The organism is Streptomyces sp. NPDC057253, assembly GCF_042669125.1.
Classification (GTDB): domain Bacteria; phylum Actinomycetota; class Actinomycetes; order Streptomycetales; family Streptomycetaceae; genus Streptomyces.
Window position 1 is genome coordinate 51412 of record NZ_JBHUXV010000017.1, and the last position, 17374, is coordinate 68785.

The following is a 17374-nucleotide window of genomic DNA, read 5'->3' on the forward strand; positions in this document are numbered from 1 at the left end:
GACGTGCGAGCAATAAGCGCAAAACTCCAGGTCACGGACTTGCGATCAGTTCGACGGGCACTCCGTTGAGCACCGCGTTGCCCGACAGGGGGTCCAGGAGAGTGCCGTCGAGCAGCTGGTTCACATTGACGCCGGGGTCCTGGGCCGCGTGCCGCATACGGGTCCCGGGGCGGTCGTGGCCCCAGCCGTGCGGGAGGCTCACGACACCCCGCCGGACCGTGTCCGTGATCTCCACGGGCGCGGTCACCGCTCCCCCGGCCCCCTTGATCCCGATCCGCTGTCCGTCGACGAGTCCGAGGCCCTGCGCGTCCTCGGGGTGGATGTGCAGGGTGCAGCGGTTGGTGCCACCGGTGAGGGCGGGGACGTTGTGCATCCAGCTGTTGTTGGAGCGCAGATGCCGACGGCCGATGAGGACGAGTCCGTCGACCCGCTGCCGCAGGGCCTCCCGCAACCGGGGCAGGTCGTCCGCGATCGGCCCCGGCAGCAGCTCGATCTTGCCGCTGCGGGTCTTCAGCGGCTGCGGCAGCCGGGAGGTCAGCGGCCCGAGGTCGATGCCGTGCGGATGCGCGAGCAGCTTCGTCAGGCTCAGCCCGTCCGGTCGTACGCCGAAACCGTCGCCGTAGGGGCCGAGGCGCAGCATCATGTCGAGCCGCCGCTCGGGGCCGGTGTCGCCATGGAGGAGGGCCGCGAGTTCCTGCGGGTCGTGGCCGTGCACGGGCGAGTGGGCCTCCTTGACGGCCTTGCCGAGGGTCTGGCCGATGACCAGGTCGTCCACGGCGGAGGGGTCGGCGCCGTGCATGCCGGTGGCGGCGAGGACCAGCCGGGCGAGGATCTCCGTCTCCGCCATCCGGCCGGGCTCCAGCGGGACCGCGGGGCGGGTGTAGCGGACCTGGTTGCGCACGGCGAGGGTGTTGAAGGCGAAGTCGTGGTGCGGGCTCTGGGAGGGCGGGGGCGGCGGCAGTACGACGTGGGCGTGGCGTGAGGTCTCGTTGAGATACGGGTCCACGCTGACCATGAAGTCGAGGGAGCCGAGGGCCTTGTCGAGCCGGTCGCCATCGGGGGCGGAGAGGACCGGATTGGCGGCGACGGCGACGAGGGCCCGGATCGGCTCGCCCTCCGCGGTCGCGGTGTCGATCTCCTCGGCGAGCGCGGAGAGCGGCAACTCCCCCTTGGCCTCGGGGTGTCGACCGACCCGGGAGTGCCAGCGCCCGAGGGCGAAGCCGTGGCTCGGTCCTGCGGGCCGGGGGGTGCGGTCGGTGGCCGCTTGCGGGAAGAGGGCGCCGCCGGGCCGGTCGAGGTTGCCGGTGAGGATGTTGAGCACGTCGACGAGCCAGCTGGCGAGGGTGCCGTGCGGGACCGTGCAACTGCCGATGCGGCCGTACACGGCGGCCGTCGGGGCGGCGGCGAGTTCGCGGGCGAGGGTGCGGATGGTGTCGGCGTCGACGTCACAGGCGCCGGCGACGGCTTCGGGGGTGAAGTCCCGTACGGCTTCCCGGAGTTCGTCGAGCCCTTGCAGATGCGGGGTCAACTCCGCGGTGTCGACCGACTCTTCCTCGAACAGCGTGTACGCCATCGCGGCGAGGAGCAACGCGTCCGTGCCCGGCCGGATGGCGATGTGCCGGTCGGCGAGCCGGGCGGTGCGGGTGCGGCGGGGGTCGACCACGGTGAGGGTGCCGCCGCGGGCCTTGAGCGCCTTGAGCTTGCCGGGGAAGTCGGGGGCGGTGCACAGACTCCCGTTGGACTCCAGGGGGTTGGCGCCGAGCAGGAGCAGATGGTCGGTGCGGTCGAGGTCGGGCACCGGGATGGCGTTGGCGTCGCCGTACAGCAGTCCGCTGGAGACGTGCTTGGGCATCTGGTCGACGGTGGAGGCGGTGAAGACGCTCCGGGTCCCGAGCCCGGCGAGCAGCACCGGCGGGTAGAGGGCGCCGGCCATGGTGTGCACGTTGGGGTTGCCGAGGACGACCCCGACCGAGTTCGCCCCGTACCGCTCGACCACGCCCCGGATCCCGGCGGCGACCGCGTCGAAGGCCTCCGCCCAGGTGGCCTCGCGCAGCTCCCCGTCCCGCCGCACGAGGGGGGTGCGCAGCCGGTCGGGGTCCCCGTCGACGGCCCCGAAGGAGGCACCCTTCGGGCAGATGAACCCCTTGCTGAACACGTCGTCACGGTCCCCGCGGGCCCCGGTCACCCGGGTCCCCTCGACGGTGAGCGTGAGACCGCAGGTGGCCTCGCACAGCGGGCAGATGCGGAGAGCGGTGCGGGACACGGGTCCTCCCGGGGGCAGCGGTGCCTGTCCCGGTGAGCATACCGACCGGTATGGACGGACGGGAGGGGGTGCCGGGGCTCAGTCCAGAACGCGCGCCAGATACGCCCGCAACATCTCCCTGGCCTCCTGGATGATCCGCTCGTCGCCCTCCGGTGCCATCCGGAACGCCAGGTGGACGAGGGTGTCCGCGGTTTCCGTGGCGATCAGGAAGGTGCGGCGCAGGTCGTCGTCGGGTTCGCGGGCGAGGTAGCCCGACAGGAGGTCGGTGAGGCGGTCGGCGACGCGGTGGTTGGGTTCGGCGTGGCGGGCGCCGACGGGGATCTGGTTGCCGAAGTCGACGAGGGAGAAGCCGGGGGCGGTGCGTTTCATGGCGAGGTACTCGTCCAGGACGACGTCCATCGCCGTACGCCAGCCGCCCTCCTCGCCCGACTTCTGGAGGCGGCCGGTGACCCGCTCCGTGAAGCGTTCGAGGTTGCGCTGGGCGAGGGCGTCGGCCATCTGCCGCTTGTTGCCGAAGAAGCGGTACACCGAGCCGATGGGAACCCCGGCGCGCAGCGCGACGGCGCGCGTGCTCAGGTCGTCGTAGCCGACCTCGTCGAGCAGGGCGGCACAGGCGTCGAGGATTCTGGTCAGCCGTTCGGCGCTGCGCCGCTGCACGGGGGCGCGGCGAAGCGGGGTCGCTTGGGGCACGGGCTTCATGATGCCTTTCCGCCGTGGTCAGGTGAACCCCGCCACCTGGTACGGGGCCGGGGGCCCACGACACTCACCGGCCACCGCCGGCAATCGCCGCGAGGCGCGTGGCGGGGGCGTCGGCGAGGGCGGTCGCCGTGAGTCGGGTTCCGGTGGGGGCGTCGTCGGTAGCGGCTGTGAGCTTGGTGGCGGAGGCGGTGCCGTCGGTGGTCGTGGCAGGGGCGGTGCCGCCGGCGGTCGTGGCAGGGGCGGTGCCGGAGCCGGTGCCGCCGATGGTCGTCGTGATGACGGCGGCCGGGGAGCCGCTTCCGCCGGTGATTGTCGCTATGAAGGCCGCCCCGGAGCCGCTTCCGCGAACGGTCGTGTAGGGGGCCGTCACGGAGCCGCTTCCGCCGGTGATCGTCGTCGTGGAGGCCGGCCCGGAAGCGCCGCCGCCCGTGATCGCCGCGAACCGCACCCCGGAGTCACCCGCGCTCGGCGCCGACTCCGCCCCCGTGCCGTCCCCGCCCGCCGTCGATTCCGCACCGGGAGTCCCGCTCCCCGTGCTCGTCGACGGCTGCGGCTTCGACGCCGTGACGTCCGCCGTGCTCTCCACCGGGTCGCCGTCCACGGCCCACACGGTGCCGTCGTCGGCGTACAGGCGGGCGGTGACCTTGTGGGTGCCCTGCGGGACGTACGCGGCCGCGAGCCGGTAGGTGGGGGTGCGCAGGGTGGTGACCGGGCGGTCGTCCACGAAGAGGACGGCCACACCCCGGCCGGAGACCGCCTTGGCCTTGGTGTTGCTGGGCGAGAAGGCGAAGTTCTCGACGGTCAGCCGCACCGACCAGCAGTCGTCGGTGGCCGGCTGCACCTCTATGGCGACCTCGGGGGCGTTGTCCTTGTCCACCTCGCGGTAGTGCCGGCCCTCCTGGTCGGTGTCGTCGAGGACCTTGCCCACCGGTGAGACCGACTGGCCGTCCTTGTGCCCCTTGGCCCCACTGGTGCCACAACTCACGGATCCGGTCACCAGTACGACACAGACCGCGAGCGCGGCAAGGATTCCCCGCGTCCACGACATGCCCGGGAGCCTAGAACACGGGTACGACACCGCGAATCCCCCTGTGGTCTGGTTCTCGTCCTCCTCCCTGAGGAGGTCACGAGCGGGGAAATCGGTTCCACGGAACGACCTCTTGCGCCGCCGAAACCGCAATCATACGGTAGTCCATAGGAATCGGATCGCAAGGGAGCGACCATGAAGAGCGGGGACGCAGCGAGCACACGCGGCGACGCACGCAAGACCGCCGAGGGCCTGGTGTACCTCTCCGGCTTCGGCAACGAACACGCCTCGGAGGCCGTCCCGGGCGCCCTCCCGGAGGGCCGCAACGCCCCGCAGCGCGCCCCCCTCGGCCTCTACGCGGAGCAGCTCAGCGGTACGGCCTTCACCGAGCCCCGCGCCCACAACCGCCGCTCCTGGCTGTACCGGATCCGCCCGTCGGCCGCGCACCCCGCGTTCACGCACACCCACCACGGCCGGATCCGTACGGCCCCCTTCACCGAGTCGGTCCCGGACCCCAACCGGCTGCGCTGGGACCCGCTGCCGGAGCCCGTCGAGGGCACCGACTTCCTCGCCGGCCTGTGGACCCTCGGCGGCAACGGCGACGTCACCCAGCGCACCGGCATGGCCGTGCACCTCTACCACGCCACCGACTCCATGGACCGCGTCTTCAGCGACGCCGACGGCGAGCTGCTGATCGTCCCGGAGCGCGGCGGGCTGCTGCTGCGCACGGAGTTCGGGCTGCTCCATGTGGAGCCGGGCCAGGTGGCGCTGATCCCTCGTGGGGTGCGCTTCCGTGTGGAGCTGCTCGACGAGTCGGCCAGGGGCTATGTGTGCGAGAACTACGGCGCCCCCTTCCAGCTCCCCGACCTCGGCCCGATCGGCGCCAACGGCCTCGCCAACGCCCGCGACTTCCAGGCCCCCGTCGCCGCGTACGAGGACGTCGAGGGGCCGGTGGAGGTGGTCAACAAGTTCTGCGGCAACCTCTGGACGGCGACCTACGATCACTCCCCGCTCGACGTGGTCGCCTGGCACGGCAACCATGTGCCGTACGTCTACGACCTGCGCCGTTTCAACGTCATCGGCTCCATCTCGTACGACCATCCCGACCCGTCGATCTTCACCGTGCTGACGTCCCCGTCGGACACCCCGGGGCTGGCCGGCGTCGACTTCGTGGTCTTCGCGCCGCGCTGGCTGGTCGGGGAGGACACCTTCCGGCCGCCGTACTTCCACCGGAACGTGATGAGCGAGTACATGGGCCTGATCGAGGGCGCGTACGACGCGAAGACCGCTGGGAAGGGGGGTTTCGTGCCGGGCGGCGGCTCGCTGCACAACATGATGTCGGCGCACGGACCGGACCGGGAGACCTTCGACCGGGCGAGCGCGGCCGAGCTCAAGCCGCAGAAGGTCGACGACGGCCTCGCGTTCATGTTCGAGACCCGCTGGCCGGTGACGCTCACCGCACACGCGGCCCGCGCGGACCACCTCCAGCCGCGCTACGACGACGTGTGGCGAGGCCTGCAACGCCACTTCCGCCCGCCGAACTGACCCGCCGGTCCCACGGATCCGCCCGACGCATGACCCGCCGGCCCCGCGGATCCGCCCGACGCCTTGACCCGCCGGCCCCGCGGATCCGCCGGTCGAACTCCCCAGCCGGCCCGCGGATCCGCCCGTCACACCGACCCGCCCGCCCCGCAGATCCAGTCACCGCACCGACCCCCACCCACCTCGCGGATCCACCCGTCACACCGACCCACCCGCCCTGCAATCCGCCCACCCCACCGATCCCCCCGTTGCACCGACCGATCCGCGAAAGGTACGGATAGCCCGTGACCTCCTTCGCTCCGGACTCGATCGTCCTGAACCGCAAGCTGCCGCTCTGGTACCAGGTGTCGCAGTCGCTGCGCGCCTCGATACTCGGCCGCTCCCCCCAGGACCCGCTCCGCCTGCCCACCGAGGAGCAGTTGGCCGGGCACTACGGCGTGAGCGTGCTGACCATGCGGCAGGCGCTCAAGGAGTTGGAGGACGAGGGGCTCATCACCCGGCACCGCCGCCGGGGCACCTTCATCGAGCCGGACGCGAGAAGGGGCACCCCGGTCCGGCTGCTGGGCTCGGTGGACGCGATCGTGGCCCAGCAGTCCGGCATGACGACCGAGCTGCTGGAGCACGGCAAGTCCCCCGTGCCGCCCGAACTCGCCGAGCACTTCCCGGCGTTGGACGAGGTGGCGGCGTACCACCGACTGCGCAGCGACGAACGCACGGGCGAACCGACCAACCACGCCCGCAACTACGTCCGCCCCGAACTGGCCGCGCACATCGACCCGTCGGACCTGGTCCGCTGGCCGATGACGAAGGTGCTGCGGGATGTCGTCGGGGCGGACATCAGCCGCATCACGGACACCGTGGAGGCACGGCTCGCGGACCCGGAGACCGCCCGGCTGCTCCAAGTCCCGCTGCTCAGTCCGATCCTGCACTACACGGGCCTGGCGTACGACGGGGAGGGCCGGGTCCTCGACGCGGCGGTGATCCACTACCGCGGCGACCGCTTCTCCTTCACCGTCACCCTGGACGCCACGTGAGCCCACTGGCCCCGGCTGCCTGTCGGCGAAAGGTCGTACGATGCCCAGCGTGACGCACGACGACGCTCCGCCACTCGCGGACCTCATGCCGTGGTCCGTCGCACCGCCGCGGCTCGGCCGGGGGTGGCCGACGGGCCCCGACGCGGCATCCCTGAACGCCCGCTGGGACGCGCTGCTCAAGGCCGAGGGGCCCGACCGGGAGGCCCTGTTCGAGCCGACCCGGTCCCGCACCCTGCGCTCGGCGGTAGGACAGCTGCCGGGGCGGACGGGCGGCACGGAGCGGCTCGCCCGGGCCACCGGCCCCTGCCCGGAGCCGGTACGGGTCCTGCACGCGCCGTTCGACGAGCAGTGGCTGATCCCGGACCACCGGCTGATCGACGCGGCCCGGCCCGAGCTGTGGCGGGTGGCGGACGAGCAGCAGGTGTTCGTGGTGGAGACGCCGACGGAGGGTCAGGGCCCCCGGCTCCTCGCGACCTCGCTGCTCCCCCTGCTCCGCCCGGGCCGCGTCCGCCCGCTGTACCGCCGCCCTGGGGCCACGGAACCGAACCTGGCGCCGGGCCTCCTGGACCACCTGCGGACCCGTCTGGAAACGGCGGTGGAGCCCCTGGACGTCCTCGCCTGGATCCTCGCGGCGGTCCGCCGGGACCTCACCGTCCCGCTCACCGACGACCCCGAACTCTGGTTCCGCGGTGTCGAGTCGGGCCACCGCACCCTGTGGCTGATGCGCCGCCACGGCGACCGCCCGAAGCTCCCCGGCGGCCGCCGCCCGTACGTCCGCGCACCTCTGCCGTCCCGCCCCCTGACCCTGGACTACGACCGCGACGAGGAGGCCCTGCTGGTCGACGAGGGCCGCATCTCCCCGGTACCGCCCGAGGCCTGGGACTTCGAGGCGGCCGGAGTACGGGTCCTGGAGCAGTGGTTCACCACCCGGACCGAGGAACCGGAACCGGGCACTCTGGCAGCGATCCGCCCGACGACCTGGCCGCAGACCTGGACGTCCGAACTCCTGGAACTGATCACGGTGCTGGCCCTGCTGGCGGATCTACAGCCCCTGGAGGACGAGTTGACCTCACAGATCACGACGACCGACCTGCGCGAGGCGGGCGTATTGCCCGTGCCTGAGGCGTCGCGCCGACCGGCATCGGTCCTGGACGGTCACGAGGAGGGGCCAGAGGGTCAACTCACGTTGCTGTAGCCACCCCAGGGGCGCGGGGCTGTGTCCCCCGCGGCGAGAACCCGTCCAAAACCCGCCCCAACATCCTCTCGAACACCGCGTCAAGATCAACCGGCCCCGAGTCCTCCGCAAACGCCGCCGCCAACCGCGGATACGCCCCGGACGCCACCTGACCCCCCAGATACGCGATCCGCACCGCGTTCTCCTGCTCCTGAGACCACGGCAACGACCGCACCCGCTCAGCCGTGGACAGCTCGTTCGAGACGTACGTCGTCACACACCCGTTGAGCATCGCGACCAGCTCGATCTTCGTGCCGTAGGGCACGTCCAGCGGGTCGAGGCAGGCGAGGCAGTGCTCCAGGTAGCGCAGGGCGTTGGGGCTGAAGCCGTACACCCCTGACATCAGCCGGACCATCCAGGCGTGCCGGTGCATGAGCGCCTTGGTCTGGCGGGCGTTGCGGAGCATGTCGGCCCGCCAGTCACCGGTCGGCTCGAACAGCTCGTGCTCCCCGCTGACCGCGTCCACCATCAGCTCGTACAGGTCCTCCTTGCGGGGGACGTAGTTGTAGAGCGACATCGTGCCGCAGCCCAGCTCGGCCGCCACGTGCCGCATCGACACCGCGTCCAGCCCGCCGGCATCCGCCAGCCGCACCGCCGCCGCCGCGATGTCCGCCCTGGTGAACGCGGGTTTGGGCCCGCGCCCCGTCCGTTCGGGACGAGCCCAGATCACTTCGGGTACGGCCGCTCGGCCCGCCATCGATCATCACCTCGGCCACCATCCTAGTTACGTACAGCGTACGTAGTGCGCTATGGTCCTGCCATGACTTCTACGTACGCTGTACTTAGTGAAGGTCTGGAGAAGCGGTTCGGGGAGGTGCATGCCCTGCGCGGCCTCGATCTCGCGGTCGCTCCGGGCACGGTCTGCGGCATCCTCGGCCCCAACGGCGCCGGCAAGACCACGGCGATACGGCTGCTGACCACACTGCTACGACCGGACGCCGGCTCCGCGCGGGTCGCCGGGCACGACCTGGTCCGGGAGCCGGCGGCGGTCCGCCGGGCCATCGCGGTCACCGGGCAGTACGCGTCGGTCGACGGGGACCTCACCGGACGGCAGAACCTCAGGCTGTTCGCCCGGCTGCACCGGGTGCGGGGGCCGGCCGAGCGGGCCGCCGAGCTGCTGGAGCGCTTCGGGCTGACCGACTCCGCCGACCGCCCCGCGTCCACCTACTCGGGCGGCATGCGCCGCCGCCTCGACCTCGCGGCGAGCCTGGTCCGCCGCCCCGAGATCCTGTTCCTCGACGAGCCCACGACCGGCCTCGACCCGGCCAGCCGCGCTCTCATCTGGGACGCCGTCCGCGATCTCACGGCGGACGGCACGACCGTCCTGCTGACCACGCAGTATCTGGAGGAGGCCGACCAACTCGCCCACGACATCGCCCTGGTGGACAAGGGACGGGTGGCGCACACTGGTTCGCCGGCCCAGCTCAAGGCGCTGATCGGGGCGCACGTCGAGATCGTCGTCGCGGACCCCGACGTCCTGGTGAAGGCGGCCGGCGTCCTCGACCAACTCACGGGCGGGGAACCGTCGTTCGACCGCGCCCGGAACTCGGTGGGCGCGGTCACCCGGGACACCACGCTCACGCTCCCCCGGCTGGTGCGTGAACTGGACGCGGCGGGCGTGCCGTTGCTCGACGCGAGCATCCGGCCGCCGACCCTCGACGACGTCTTCCTGCGACTCACCGAGGAGGTCGCCGCATGAGCACGCCGGTCCACGACGGCACCGCGATGCTGGGCCGTCAGCTGCGGCGGGTGCGGAACAACCCGGGGCTGCTGGTCCTGACCCAGACCATGCCGATCACCATGCTGATGTTCTTCGGCTATGTCTTCGGCAGCGCGCTGGCGATGCCGGGCGAGGAGTACCGGTCCTTCCTGGTGCCGGGTCTGCTGGTGGCGACGGCGGCGAACGGGATCATGACCGGGATGTTCCAGTCGGCCCAGGACGTCCACCGGGGCGTGACGGACCGGCTGCGCACCCTGCCGATCAGCCGGGCGGCCGTACCGCTGGGGCAGTCGGTGGCGGACGTCGTGGTCACCGCGGCCGGCATGGTGCCGTTCCTGCTGGTGGGGCTCGCCGTGGGCTGGCGCGTCGAGGGCTCCACGCTCCAAGCGGTGGGCGCGGTGGGGCTGTTGCTGCTGTTCCGGTTCGCGACGACCTGGATCGGTATCTTCCTCGGCCTGCTCACCCGCGACGAGGAGGCCGCGGGTCAGCTGGGCGGAGCGACGTTCATCCTGCCGCTGCTGTCCAACGCCTACATTCCGACCGAGGGGCTGCCCGGCTGGCTGCGGACCCTCGCCGAGTGGAACCCGATCAGCGCGGTGACCACGGCTCTGCGGGACCTGTTCGGGAACGCGCCGGTGCCGGAGGGCGCGGCCTGGCCGGTGGCCCATCCGATCGCCGGGTCACTGCTGTGGTGCGCGCTGCTGCTCGTGGTCTTCGCACCGCTCGCCGTAAGGCGCTACGGCCGCGGGGAGGGCTGAACGCCTCGTGCCGGGAGGGGAGTTCGGGCCCTGCCGGGGCCCGGGCCGACCTCGGAGGCATACATGCCAAAGGTGTTGCGTACGGGGAGGCCGAGCCGGGGGCGGGCCCCTCGCTCGGCCGGCTCACCTGGATCGTGCTGCATGCCGTGGGGATGACGGACAGATCGCAGCACGAACCCGGGCGGCTGGGGCTCAGTGCCCGCCGAACAGCGAACGGCGCAGTCGGCGCAGTGGTGCGAACAGCGAGACGCGGCGGACCCGGGCACCCCGGTCGCTGCGCTCCTGCTTGGTGGTGTCACGCGCGGTCAGCTCACGCATCAGCGAGGTCGCCTCGGCCGCCTCACGCTGCGGGACGGCGGGCCCCGACAGCACCGAGAGATGGCGGTCCAGGCGCGAACTGGTCGCGCTGCTCCCGCAGGTGATCGCAGGGACCCTCGCCCTGCGCACTGTTATCTGTTCCATGTCACTCCCCACCCGTACGAGTCCACCCGGCCCGGGCAGGGTAACCCTATCGCCCCGCCGGGGCACACGTGTATCGGCGTCACAGGATTCACCTTCCCCGTAAGGGTGTTGACGACCCCTCCATGATTACTCTCCGAATCCAACAGATTTCAGGGCGAGTTGGACAACCGGCTGAGTAGTGGGCTGCGGTGAGCCGCCGTCCGGCTCGACCGTCACTGCGAGTGATGTTGCAGACTTGTCGAGTCCGGTCGCGACCAAGGGCGTGTCGGCGTCGAAGAGCCCCAGGGAGCGCGGTTGCTCGTTGGGGCGCATGAGCCACAACTGGCGCACGCGGCCGCTCGGGGGCGCGCTGTACCCGCTCAGGGTGACGACCGCACGCCCCTCCGATGCGGAGGCGACCACTCCGATACTTCGGCCCTGTGCGTCCTGCCCCCGGGTCGCGAGCGCGTCCGAGGCCCCCAGAACGTGGGCGATCTCACTGGCCTGCGCCTTCTGCGCGTCCAGTTCGTCCTGGGTCCGGTTGGCCTGGACGGCGAACAGGGAAGCGACGACGAGGGCCGCGGCCGCGGTGGCCGTCGCGAACGGCACGAAGAGCGGCCGCCGTCGGCGCGGCCTGGGCGGCGGCTGCACGCCCCACACATGAGGGGGCAGCTGCGACTTGCGCGCCCGGGCCGGCTCCGGCCGGGCCCGCACCGGCTCCGGCCGCGCGGCGGGCTCCTGCGGGATGGAGCGCACGGCGGACAGCACCCGGTCGCGCATCGCGGCCGGCGGTGGAGCGGCCGCCGACCATGCCAGCCGTACGGCGTCCTCGGACAGCGCACGCACCTCCGCCGCGCAGCTGTCGCAGCCCTTGAGATGGCGCTCGAAGCGGGCCCGCTCGGGGGGCTCCAGCGCGTCGAGGGCGTAGGGGGCCGCGAGGGAGTGGAGATCTTCCCGGCGGAAGAGACTCACGCCACACCTCCCAGGCACTCCCGCAAGCGGGTCAGTCCGTCACGCATGCGCGTCTTCACCGTTCCCAGCGGCAAGGAGAGCCGCTCAGCCACTTCACGGTAGGTGTACCCGTCGTAATAGGCGAGGGTGACCGACTGGCGCTGGAGTTCGGTGAGGCGCTCCAGGCACCGGCGCACCCACTCGCGTTCCAGGCCGGCCTCGACCTCCTCGGTCACCTGGTCGAAGGCGGTGTGGTGGGCCCGGAACGCCTCGCGCTGCTCGCGCTCACCGGCCGCGCGGGCGCTGCGCACCCGGTCGACGGCGCGGCGGTGCGCGAGCGTGAGGACCCAGGACAGCGCGCTGCCCCGGCGCGGGTCGAACCGCGCGGCGGACCGCCAGAGCTCCAGCAGCACCTCCTGCGACACCTCCTCCGACTGCGCCGGATCACGCACCACACGCCGTACCAGCCCGAACACCGGCCCGGCCACGAGCCCGTAGAGCTCCTCGAAAGCCTTCTGGTCACCGCCCGCCACGAGCACCAGAAGCTCATCCGCCTCCAACTCGTCGCCCCCTCCCGCAAAGCCGCACCTGGGCCGTCCCGTCCCACGAGGTATTCGCAACGAACACACCTCCGGATGGGGTTACGGATCAGATCGCCGAAAACGCGGGTCGAGCAGCAGAAAAGAAGTTTTGAGATTCGACCAATCCACCCTGCCCACCACTCCGAATCACCGAGCGTCAGGCAAGTTGGACTGAGGACGGACGGCATGACACCTATCTCCAGGAGCGGCTCGGGACGCAGGAGTCTCGCGACCCTCGTATGTGGTGCGCTGGCCGCCGGGGGGCTCGTAGCCGCCGGCGTGGCCACGCTGGAACCGGGGGCGGCCTCCGCCTCCAGTCACCGGGAGGCCCCGCTGATCTCGGGGACCCCCCAGTACGACAACACCGACGTGTACGCGTTCGTCAGCCCCGACAAGCCGGACTCGACGACGATCATCGCCAACTGGATCCCCTTCCAGGAGCCCGGCGGCGGGCCGAACTTCTACCAGTTCGCCGAGGACGCGCAGTACGACCTGCACATCGACAACAACGGTGACGGTCAGGGCGAGCTGCTGTACCGCTTCACCTTCAAGACGCACATCAAGAACAAGAAGTCGTTCCTGTACAACACGGGCGTGGTCGAGAGCCTCGACGACCCCGACCTGAACGTCACGCAGACGTACGACATCGAGCTCTTCCAGCTGAAGAACCAGAAGGTCAAGTACAAGACGAAGATCGCCGACGACGTGCCGGTGGCTCCGTCGAACGTCGGCAAGGCGTCCATGCCGAACTACGAGAAGCTGCGCGACCAGGCGGTCTACAAGCTTCCCAACGACTCGACGTCCTTCGCCGGCCAGGCCGACGACCCGTTCTTCGCGGACCTGCGCGTCTTCGACCTGCTGTACGGCGGGAACCTCAGCGAGGTCGGCAACGACACGCTCAAGGGCTACAACGTCAACTCGATAGCCCTCCAGGTCCCGACGGACATGATCACCGAGTCCTCGCACCAGCCGGTCGTGGGCATCTGGTCGACGACCCAGCGCCGGAACGCGCAGGGGTACTACTCCCAGGTCTCGCGCCTGGGCAACCCGCTGGTCAACGAGGTCGTCAACCCGCTGAAGGACAAGGACAAGTTCAACGCGTCCTCGCCGTGGGAGGACGGGCAGTTCCTGAAGAACGTGACCAACCCGGAGCTGCCGAAGCTCATCGAGGCGATCTACAAGATCCCCGCCCCGAAGGAGCCGCGCAACGACCTCGTGGACGTGTTCCTCAAGGGTGTGAAGGGGCTGAACCAGCCGCCCCACGTGCGGCCCGCGGAGGAGCTGCGCCTCAACACGTCCATCAAGCCCACCGATTCTCCGAAGCGGCTCGGTGTGCTTGATGGCGACAACGCCGGGTTCCCGAACGGGCGCCGTCTGACCGACGACGTGATCGACGCCTCGCTCCAGGTCGTCGAGGGTGAGCTGGTCGGGTCCAAGAACGACCTGGGTGACGCGGTCGACAAGAACGACAAGGACTTCGAGAAGTCGTTCCCGTACGTCGCGCTGCCGACGGAGGGTTCTCGTGGCCCGCTGGCCAAGGGCACGTCCGGTGGGAACGACGTCCGTAACCAGCTCGGGGACGCGCTGTCGCCGGCGGGTGCGTCCGGGTCGAACAACACGACGCTGATCGCCGGGTCCGCCGGTGCCGGTGCTGCCGGGATCGTGCTCATCGGGGCGGCGCTGATGTGGTGGCGTCGGATGCGGCGGCGTGCCTACTAAGGCTCGCCGTGCCTACGGGGGTGCCTCGATCTGCCGTCTGGCGGGTGCGGGTTGGCTGTGGCTGGTCGCGCAGTTCCCCGCGCCCCTAAAGGCAAAAACCTCCACGCACCCCCTTTAACTGGCGCGGCCTGCGCGTACTCATCCCCCACGGTGCAGGCCGCGCCGCAGTACACCACGAATGAATCAGGAGAGGGCATGTCCGGGTCTACGACCGACAGCGCACCCGAGGACGAGCAGAGCGGTTCTTCGGAGACCGTGGAGCCCTCGACTGTCGCCGAGGACGAGAAGGTTGCCGCCGTGCGGCGGGTCTCCTCGGCCGGGCGGCGGTGGCGGGCCGCTCAACTCGCCGGGTGCGCGGCGCTGTTGGCCGTGGCGCTGACGGGCGGGTCGATCGCCTTCGGGGCGCTGCGGGACGGCAGGACCACCACCGTCGCCAGTTCGTCGTCGGCGGTCTCGCCCGGGCTCATGGCCAGTGGGGACCTCGACGCGAGCATCAAGGCGATCCAGGCCCATCTGCGCACTCAGCCCAAGGACTTCGGCAGCTGGGCCACCCTCGGGCTCGCCTACGTCGAGCAGGCCCGGACCAAGGGTGACCCCTCGCGGTATCCGCAGGCCGAGCAAGCCCTGCGGAAATCAGTGGAGTTGGCGGCGGACAACGAGCAGGGCCTCACCGGCCTGGCCGCCCTCGCCGCCGCCCGGCACGACTTCAAGGGCGCCCTCACCTACGCCGACAAAACGCTGAAGCAGAACCCCTACGACGAGCGCGCCCTGTCCTCCCGCATCGACGCCCTCGTCGAACTCGGCCGCTACGACGAGGCGTCGAAGGCCGCCGACCTCGCGGACGCACGGCGGCCCGGCATCCCGGTGTTCACCCGCTACGCGTACGTCCACGAACTGCGCGGCGACGTCCGCACCGCCCGCGGCGTCCTGGAACAGGCCCTGTCCAGCGCGACCACTCCCGGCGACATCGCCTACGTGGCCACCGCGCTGGGCCAACTCGCCTGGGCCCAGGGCGACTACGACACGGCCCTGACCCACTACGCCCGCGCTCTGGCCGCCGACGACACCTACCTCCCCGCCCTGGAGGGCAGGGCGCGCGCCCAGGCCGCGAGCGGCGACCGGGCCGCCGCGATCAAGGGCATGGAGGCCGTCGTGGCGCGGTATCCGCTGCCCGGGCCGCTCGTCGAACTCGGTGAGCTGTACGAGGACCGGGGCGCAGAAGGGGACAAGGCCAGGGCACGCGACCAGTACGCGCTCGTCGACGCCTGGATCGCCCTCGCCCGGGCCAACGGCGTCAACGCCGACCTCGACACCGCGCTGGCCGCCGCCGACCACGGCGACAAGGCATCCGCCCTGCGCGCCGCCCGCGCCGAATGGTCCCGCCGGCACACCGTGCACACCGCGGACGCGCTGGCCTGGGCCCTGCACGTCAACGGCCGTGACAAGGAGGCCCTGCCGTACGCCCGGCAGGCCACCGCCACCGGCTACCGCAACGCCTCCTTCCGCTACCACCGCGGGATCATCGAGCTCGCCACGGGTGACAAGAAGGAAGCCAGGACCCAGCTCACCTCCGCCCTGAAGCTGAACCCCGGCTTCTCCCCGCTCGGTGCCCGCGAGGCCCGCAAGGCACTGAAGGAGATGGCCCGTTGAAGCTCCGCCGTCTGTTCGTGTCCCTCCCGGCCGTCCTGACGGCGGCTTGTGCGCTCGCGCTGCTCCCTTCCGGCAGCGCGAGCGCCCACCCTCTCGGCAACTTCACCGTCAACCGCTACGACGGTCTCGTCGCCGCCCCCGGGCAGCTCCGTGTCGACCATGTCGAGGACCTCGCCGAGATCCCGGCGACCCAGGTCAAGCCGGACCTGGAGCGGCTCGGGACCACCGAGTGGGCCGCACAGCGCTGCCAGAAGGCGGCGGAGGGGGCCAAGGTCACCGTCGACGGCCGCCCGGCCGACCTCGTCGTCAGGAGCAGCCACGCACGCCTGCGTCCCGGACAGGCCGGTCTGAACACCCTGCGGGTGGAGTGCCGGCTGACCGCCCCGCTGCCGAAGGAGGCCTCCGTCTCCCTGGGCTTCCACAGCGCGGGCACCGACTCCGGCCCCGGCTGGCGCGAGATCACCGCGCGCGGCGACCGGATGACGCTCACCGGGTCGGACGTACCCACGTCGTCGATCTCGAAGGAACTGACCACGTATCCGCAGGAGTTGCTGTCCTCCCCCGCGGACACCGTCACCGCCTCCGTGCGCGTACGGCCCGGTGGACCGGCCCTCGCCGAGGAGCGCACGGACGCCCCCGCCGCCTCGGTGCTGCCCCGCGGCGCCGACCGCTGGACCCGCGCCCTGGACTCCCTGGTCGCCCGTCATGACCTCACCGTCGGCTTCGCGGCGCTCGCCCTGCTCATCGCCGTCTTCCTCGGCGCGATGCACGCGCTAGCCCCGGGCCACGGCAAGACGCTGATGGCGGCGGTGGCCGCGGCCCGCGGCGGCCGGGCCCGGATGAAGGACGTCCTGCCCCTGGCCGCGTCCGTGACGGTGACCCACACCCTGGGCGTGGTCGCGCTGGGCCTGCTGGTCGCGGCCGGCTCGACGGCGGCTCCCTCGGTGATCGCCTGGCTGGGCATCGCGAGCGGCCTCATGGTCACCGCGGCGGGCGTGACCCTGCTGCGCCGGGCCCTGCGCACCCGACACCACGGGCACCCGCATCCGCACAGCCCTGGTCAGGGCCACGATCACGACCACGGCCAACACCACGCGCACGACCACGACCACCCGCACCCCCACCCGCACGGACCGGGTGGCCACACCCACGACCACGAAGAGGCCGAGAAGCGCCCCCTGGTGCTGGTGGCCGCCCACGCGGAACCGGCCCCGGCCACCGCCAAGGCCCGCGCCCACGCCCACGCCCACACACCGGCCCACACCCACGACCACGGCCCGGAACACGGCCACCACCACGACCACAGCCACGGTCACACCCACGACCACGACCACGACCACAACCACTCCCTCGAACACACCCACGGCGGCTTCACCCACACCCACGCCGTCGCCCCCACCATCCGCGGCACGATCCTGCTCGGTTTCGCCGGTGGCCTCGTGCCCAGTCCCTCCGCCGTCGTCGTGCTCGTCGGCGCCGCCGCGCTCGGGCAGGCCTGGTTCGGGCTGCTGCTCGTGGTGGCGTACGGCGTCGGACTCGCCCTGACCCTGACCGCGGCCGGATTCGCCGTCGTCAGGCTGGGTAGCGGAGTCACACGGGTGCTGGACCGGCGCCCCCGCCTGGCGGCGAGCCCGCTGACCGCGCTGGTGCGCAGGACCGCACCACTGATGTCCGCGTTCGTCGTCGTGGCCCTTGGGGCCGGTTTGGTGCTCAAGGGGGCGGCATCCGCACTCGGCTGAGCTACTTTTGTCAAGA

15 protein-coding genes are annotated in these 17374 nt (G+C 71.6%); 8 read left to right on the forward strand and 7 right to left on the reverse strand.

The window, feature by feature from the left end; all coding sequences use genetic code 11:
• Positions 1-31: 31 nt before the first annotated feature.
• The 3 genes from ACFULQ_RS12175 to ACFULQ_RS12185 all read right to left on the reverse strand — a co-directional run bounded on the left by ACFULQ_RS12175 (position 32) and on the right by ACFULQ_RS12185 (position 4010).
• Positions 32-2263, reverse strand: coding sequence for a molybdopterin oxidoreductase family protein (locus ACFULQ_RS12175; protein WP_383541763.1), 2232 nt, complete (start codon positions 2261-2263; stop codon positions 32-34).
• Positions 2264-2341: 78 nt separating this feature from the next.
• On the reverse strand, positions 2342-2962 hold the full coding sequence (locus tag ACFULQ_RS12180) for a TetR family transcriptional regulator (protein ID WP_383541766.1): 621 nt from the start codon (positions 2960-2962) through the stop codon (positions 2342-2344).
• A gap of 64 nt (positions 2963-3026) precedes the next feature.
• Complete coding sequence (locus tag ACFULQ_RS12185; RefSeq protein ID WP_383541769.1) at positions 3027-4010, reverse strand: hypothetical protein; 984 nt, start codon at positions 4008-4010, stop codon at positions 3027-3029.
• Positions 4011-4184: 174 nt separating this feature from the next.
• Between ACFULQ_RS12185 and hmgA the strand changes: the two genes are divergently transcribed.
• From hmgA to ACFULQ_RS12200, 3 genes are all read left to right on the forward strand, one after another.
• Positions 4185-5534: a homogentisate 1,2-dioxygenase gene (gene hmgA, locus ACFULQ_RS12190; protein ID WP_383541772.1), complete on the forward strand. Its 1350-nt coding sequence runs from the start codon at positions 4185-4187 to the stop codon at positions 5532-5534.
• A 281-nt stretch (positions 5535-5815) separates the two neighbouring features.
• Complete coding sequence (locus ACFULQ_RS12195; protein ID WP_383541774.1) at positions 5816-6565, forward strand: GntR family transcriptional regulator; 750 nt, start codon at positions 5816-5818, stop codon at positions 6563-6565.
• Positions 6566-6605: 40 nt separating this feature from the next.
• Entirely contained in the window at positions 6606-7760 is a 1155-nt protein-coding gene (locus tag ACFULQ_RS12200; RefSeq protein WP_383541776.1) for a type ISP restriction/modification enzyme, read from the forward strand.
• On the opposite strand, the gene ACFULQ_RS12205 is transcribed toward ACFULQ_RS12200, so the two are convergent.
• Complete coding sequence (locus ACFULQ_RS12205; RefSeq protein WP_383541779.1) at positions 7747-8496, reverse strand: TetR/AcrR family transcriptional regulator; 750 nt, start codon at positions 8494-8496, stop codon at positions 7747-7749. The two genes, ACFULQ_RS12200 and ACFULQ_RS12205, sit on opposite strands and share 14 nt — an antisense overlap.
• 63 nt (positions 8497-8559) lie before the next feature.
• Here ACFULQ_RS12205 and ACFULQ_RS12210 point away from each other — a divergent pair, with 63 nt between their 5' ends.
• Positions 8560-9498: an ATP-binding cassette domain-containing protein gene (locus ACFULQ_RS12210; RefSeq protein ID WP_383541781.1), complete on the forward strand. Its 939-nt coding sequence runs from the start codon at positions 8560-8562 to the stop codon at positions 9496-9498.
• Positions 9495-10277, forward strand: coding sequence for an ABC transporter permease (locus tag ACFULQ_RS12215; RefSeq protein WP_383541784.1), 783 nt, complete (start codon positions 9495-9497; stop codon positions 10275-10277). Before ACFULQ_RS12210 ends, ACFULQ_RS12215 begins: the two co-directional genes overlap by 4 nt.
• 192 nt (positions 10278-10469) lie before the next feature.
• Here the strand turns inward: ACFULQ_RS12215 and ACFULQ_RS12220 are convergent, their stop codons facing one another.
• The 3 genes from ACFULQ_RS12220 to ACFULQ_RS12230 form a co-directional block, all read right to left on the reverse strand.
• The gene (locus tag ACFULQ_RS12220) at positions 10470-10739 is read right to left on the reverse strand and encodes a hypothetical protein (protein ID WP_028809926.1); all 270 of its coding nucleotides are present in this window, start codon (positions 10737-10739) and stop codon (positions 10470-10472) included.
• Between the two features lie 126 nt (positions 10740-10865).
• The gene (locus ACFULQ_RS12225) at positions 10866-11690 is read right to left on the reverse strand and encodes an anti-sigma factor domain-containing protein (protein WP_383541787.1); all 825 of its coding nucleotides are present in this window, start codon (positions 11688-11690) and stop codon (positions 10866-10868) included.
• Positions 11687-12229: a sigma-70 family RNA polymerase sigma factor gene (locus ACFULQ_RS12230; protein ID WP_383541790.1), complete on the reverse strand. Its 543-nt coding sequence runs from the start codon at positions 12227-12229 to the stop codon at positions 11687-11689. Before ACFULQ_RS12230 ends, ACFULQ_RS12225 begins: the two co-directional genes overlap by 4 nt.
• Positions 12230-12436: 207 nt before the next feature.
• Here ACFULQ_RS12230 and ACFULQ_RS12235 point away from each other — a divergent pair, with 207 nt between their 5' ends.
• From ACFULQ_RS12235 to ACFULQ_RS12245, 3 genes are read left to right on the forward strand one after another with little or no spacing between them, the layout of a single operon-like run.
• Positions 12437-13969 (forward strand): DUF4331 domain-containing protein, encoded by a 1533-nt coding sequence (locus tag ACFULQ_RS12235; protein WP_383541793.1) that lies wholly within the window; start codon positions 12437-12439, stop codon positions 13967-13969.
• A gap of 57 nt (positions 13970-14026) precedes the next feature.
• Positions 14027-15619 carry a tetratricopeptide repeat protein gene (locus ACFULQ_RS12240; RefSeq protein WP_383541795.1) on the forward strand — a complete coding sequence of 531 codons (1593 nt, stop codon included), beginning with the start codon at positions 14027-14029 and terminating at the stop codon, positions 15617-15619.
• Positions 15616-17358, forward strand: a complete 1743-nt coding sequence (locus tag ACFULQ_RS12245; protein ID WP_383541798.1) for a sulfite exporter TauE/SafE family protein — start codon at positions 15616-15618, stop codon at positions 17356-17358. The genes ACFULQ_RS12240 and ACFULQ_RS12245 overlap by 4 nt, the downstream gene beginning before the upstream one ends.
• The last annotated feature ends 16 nt before the right edge of the window (positions 17359-17374 follow it).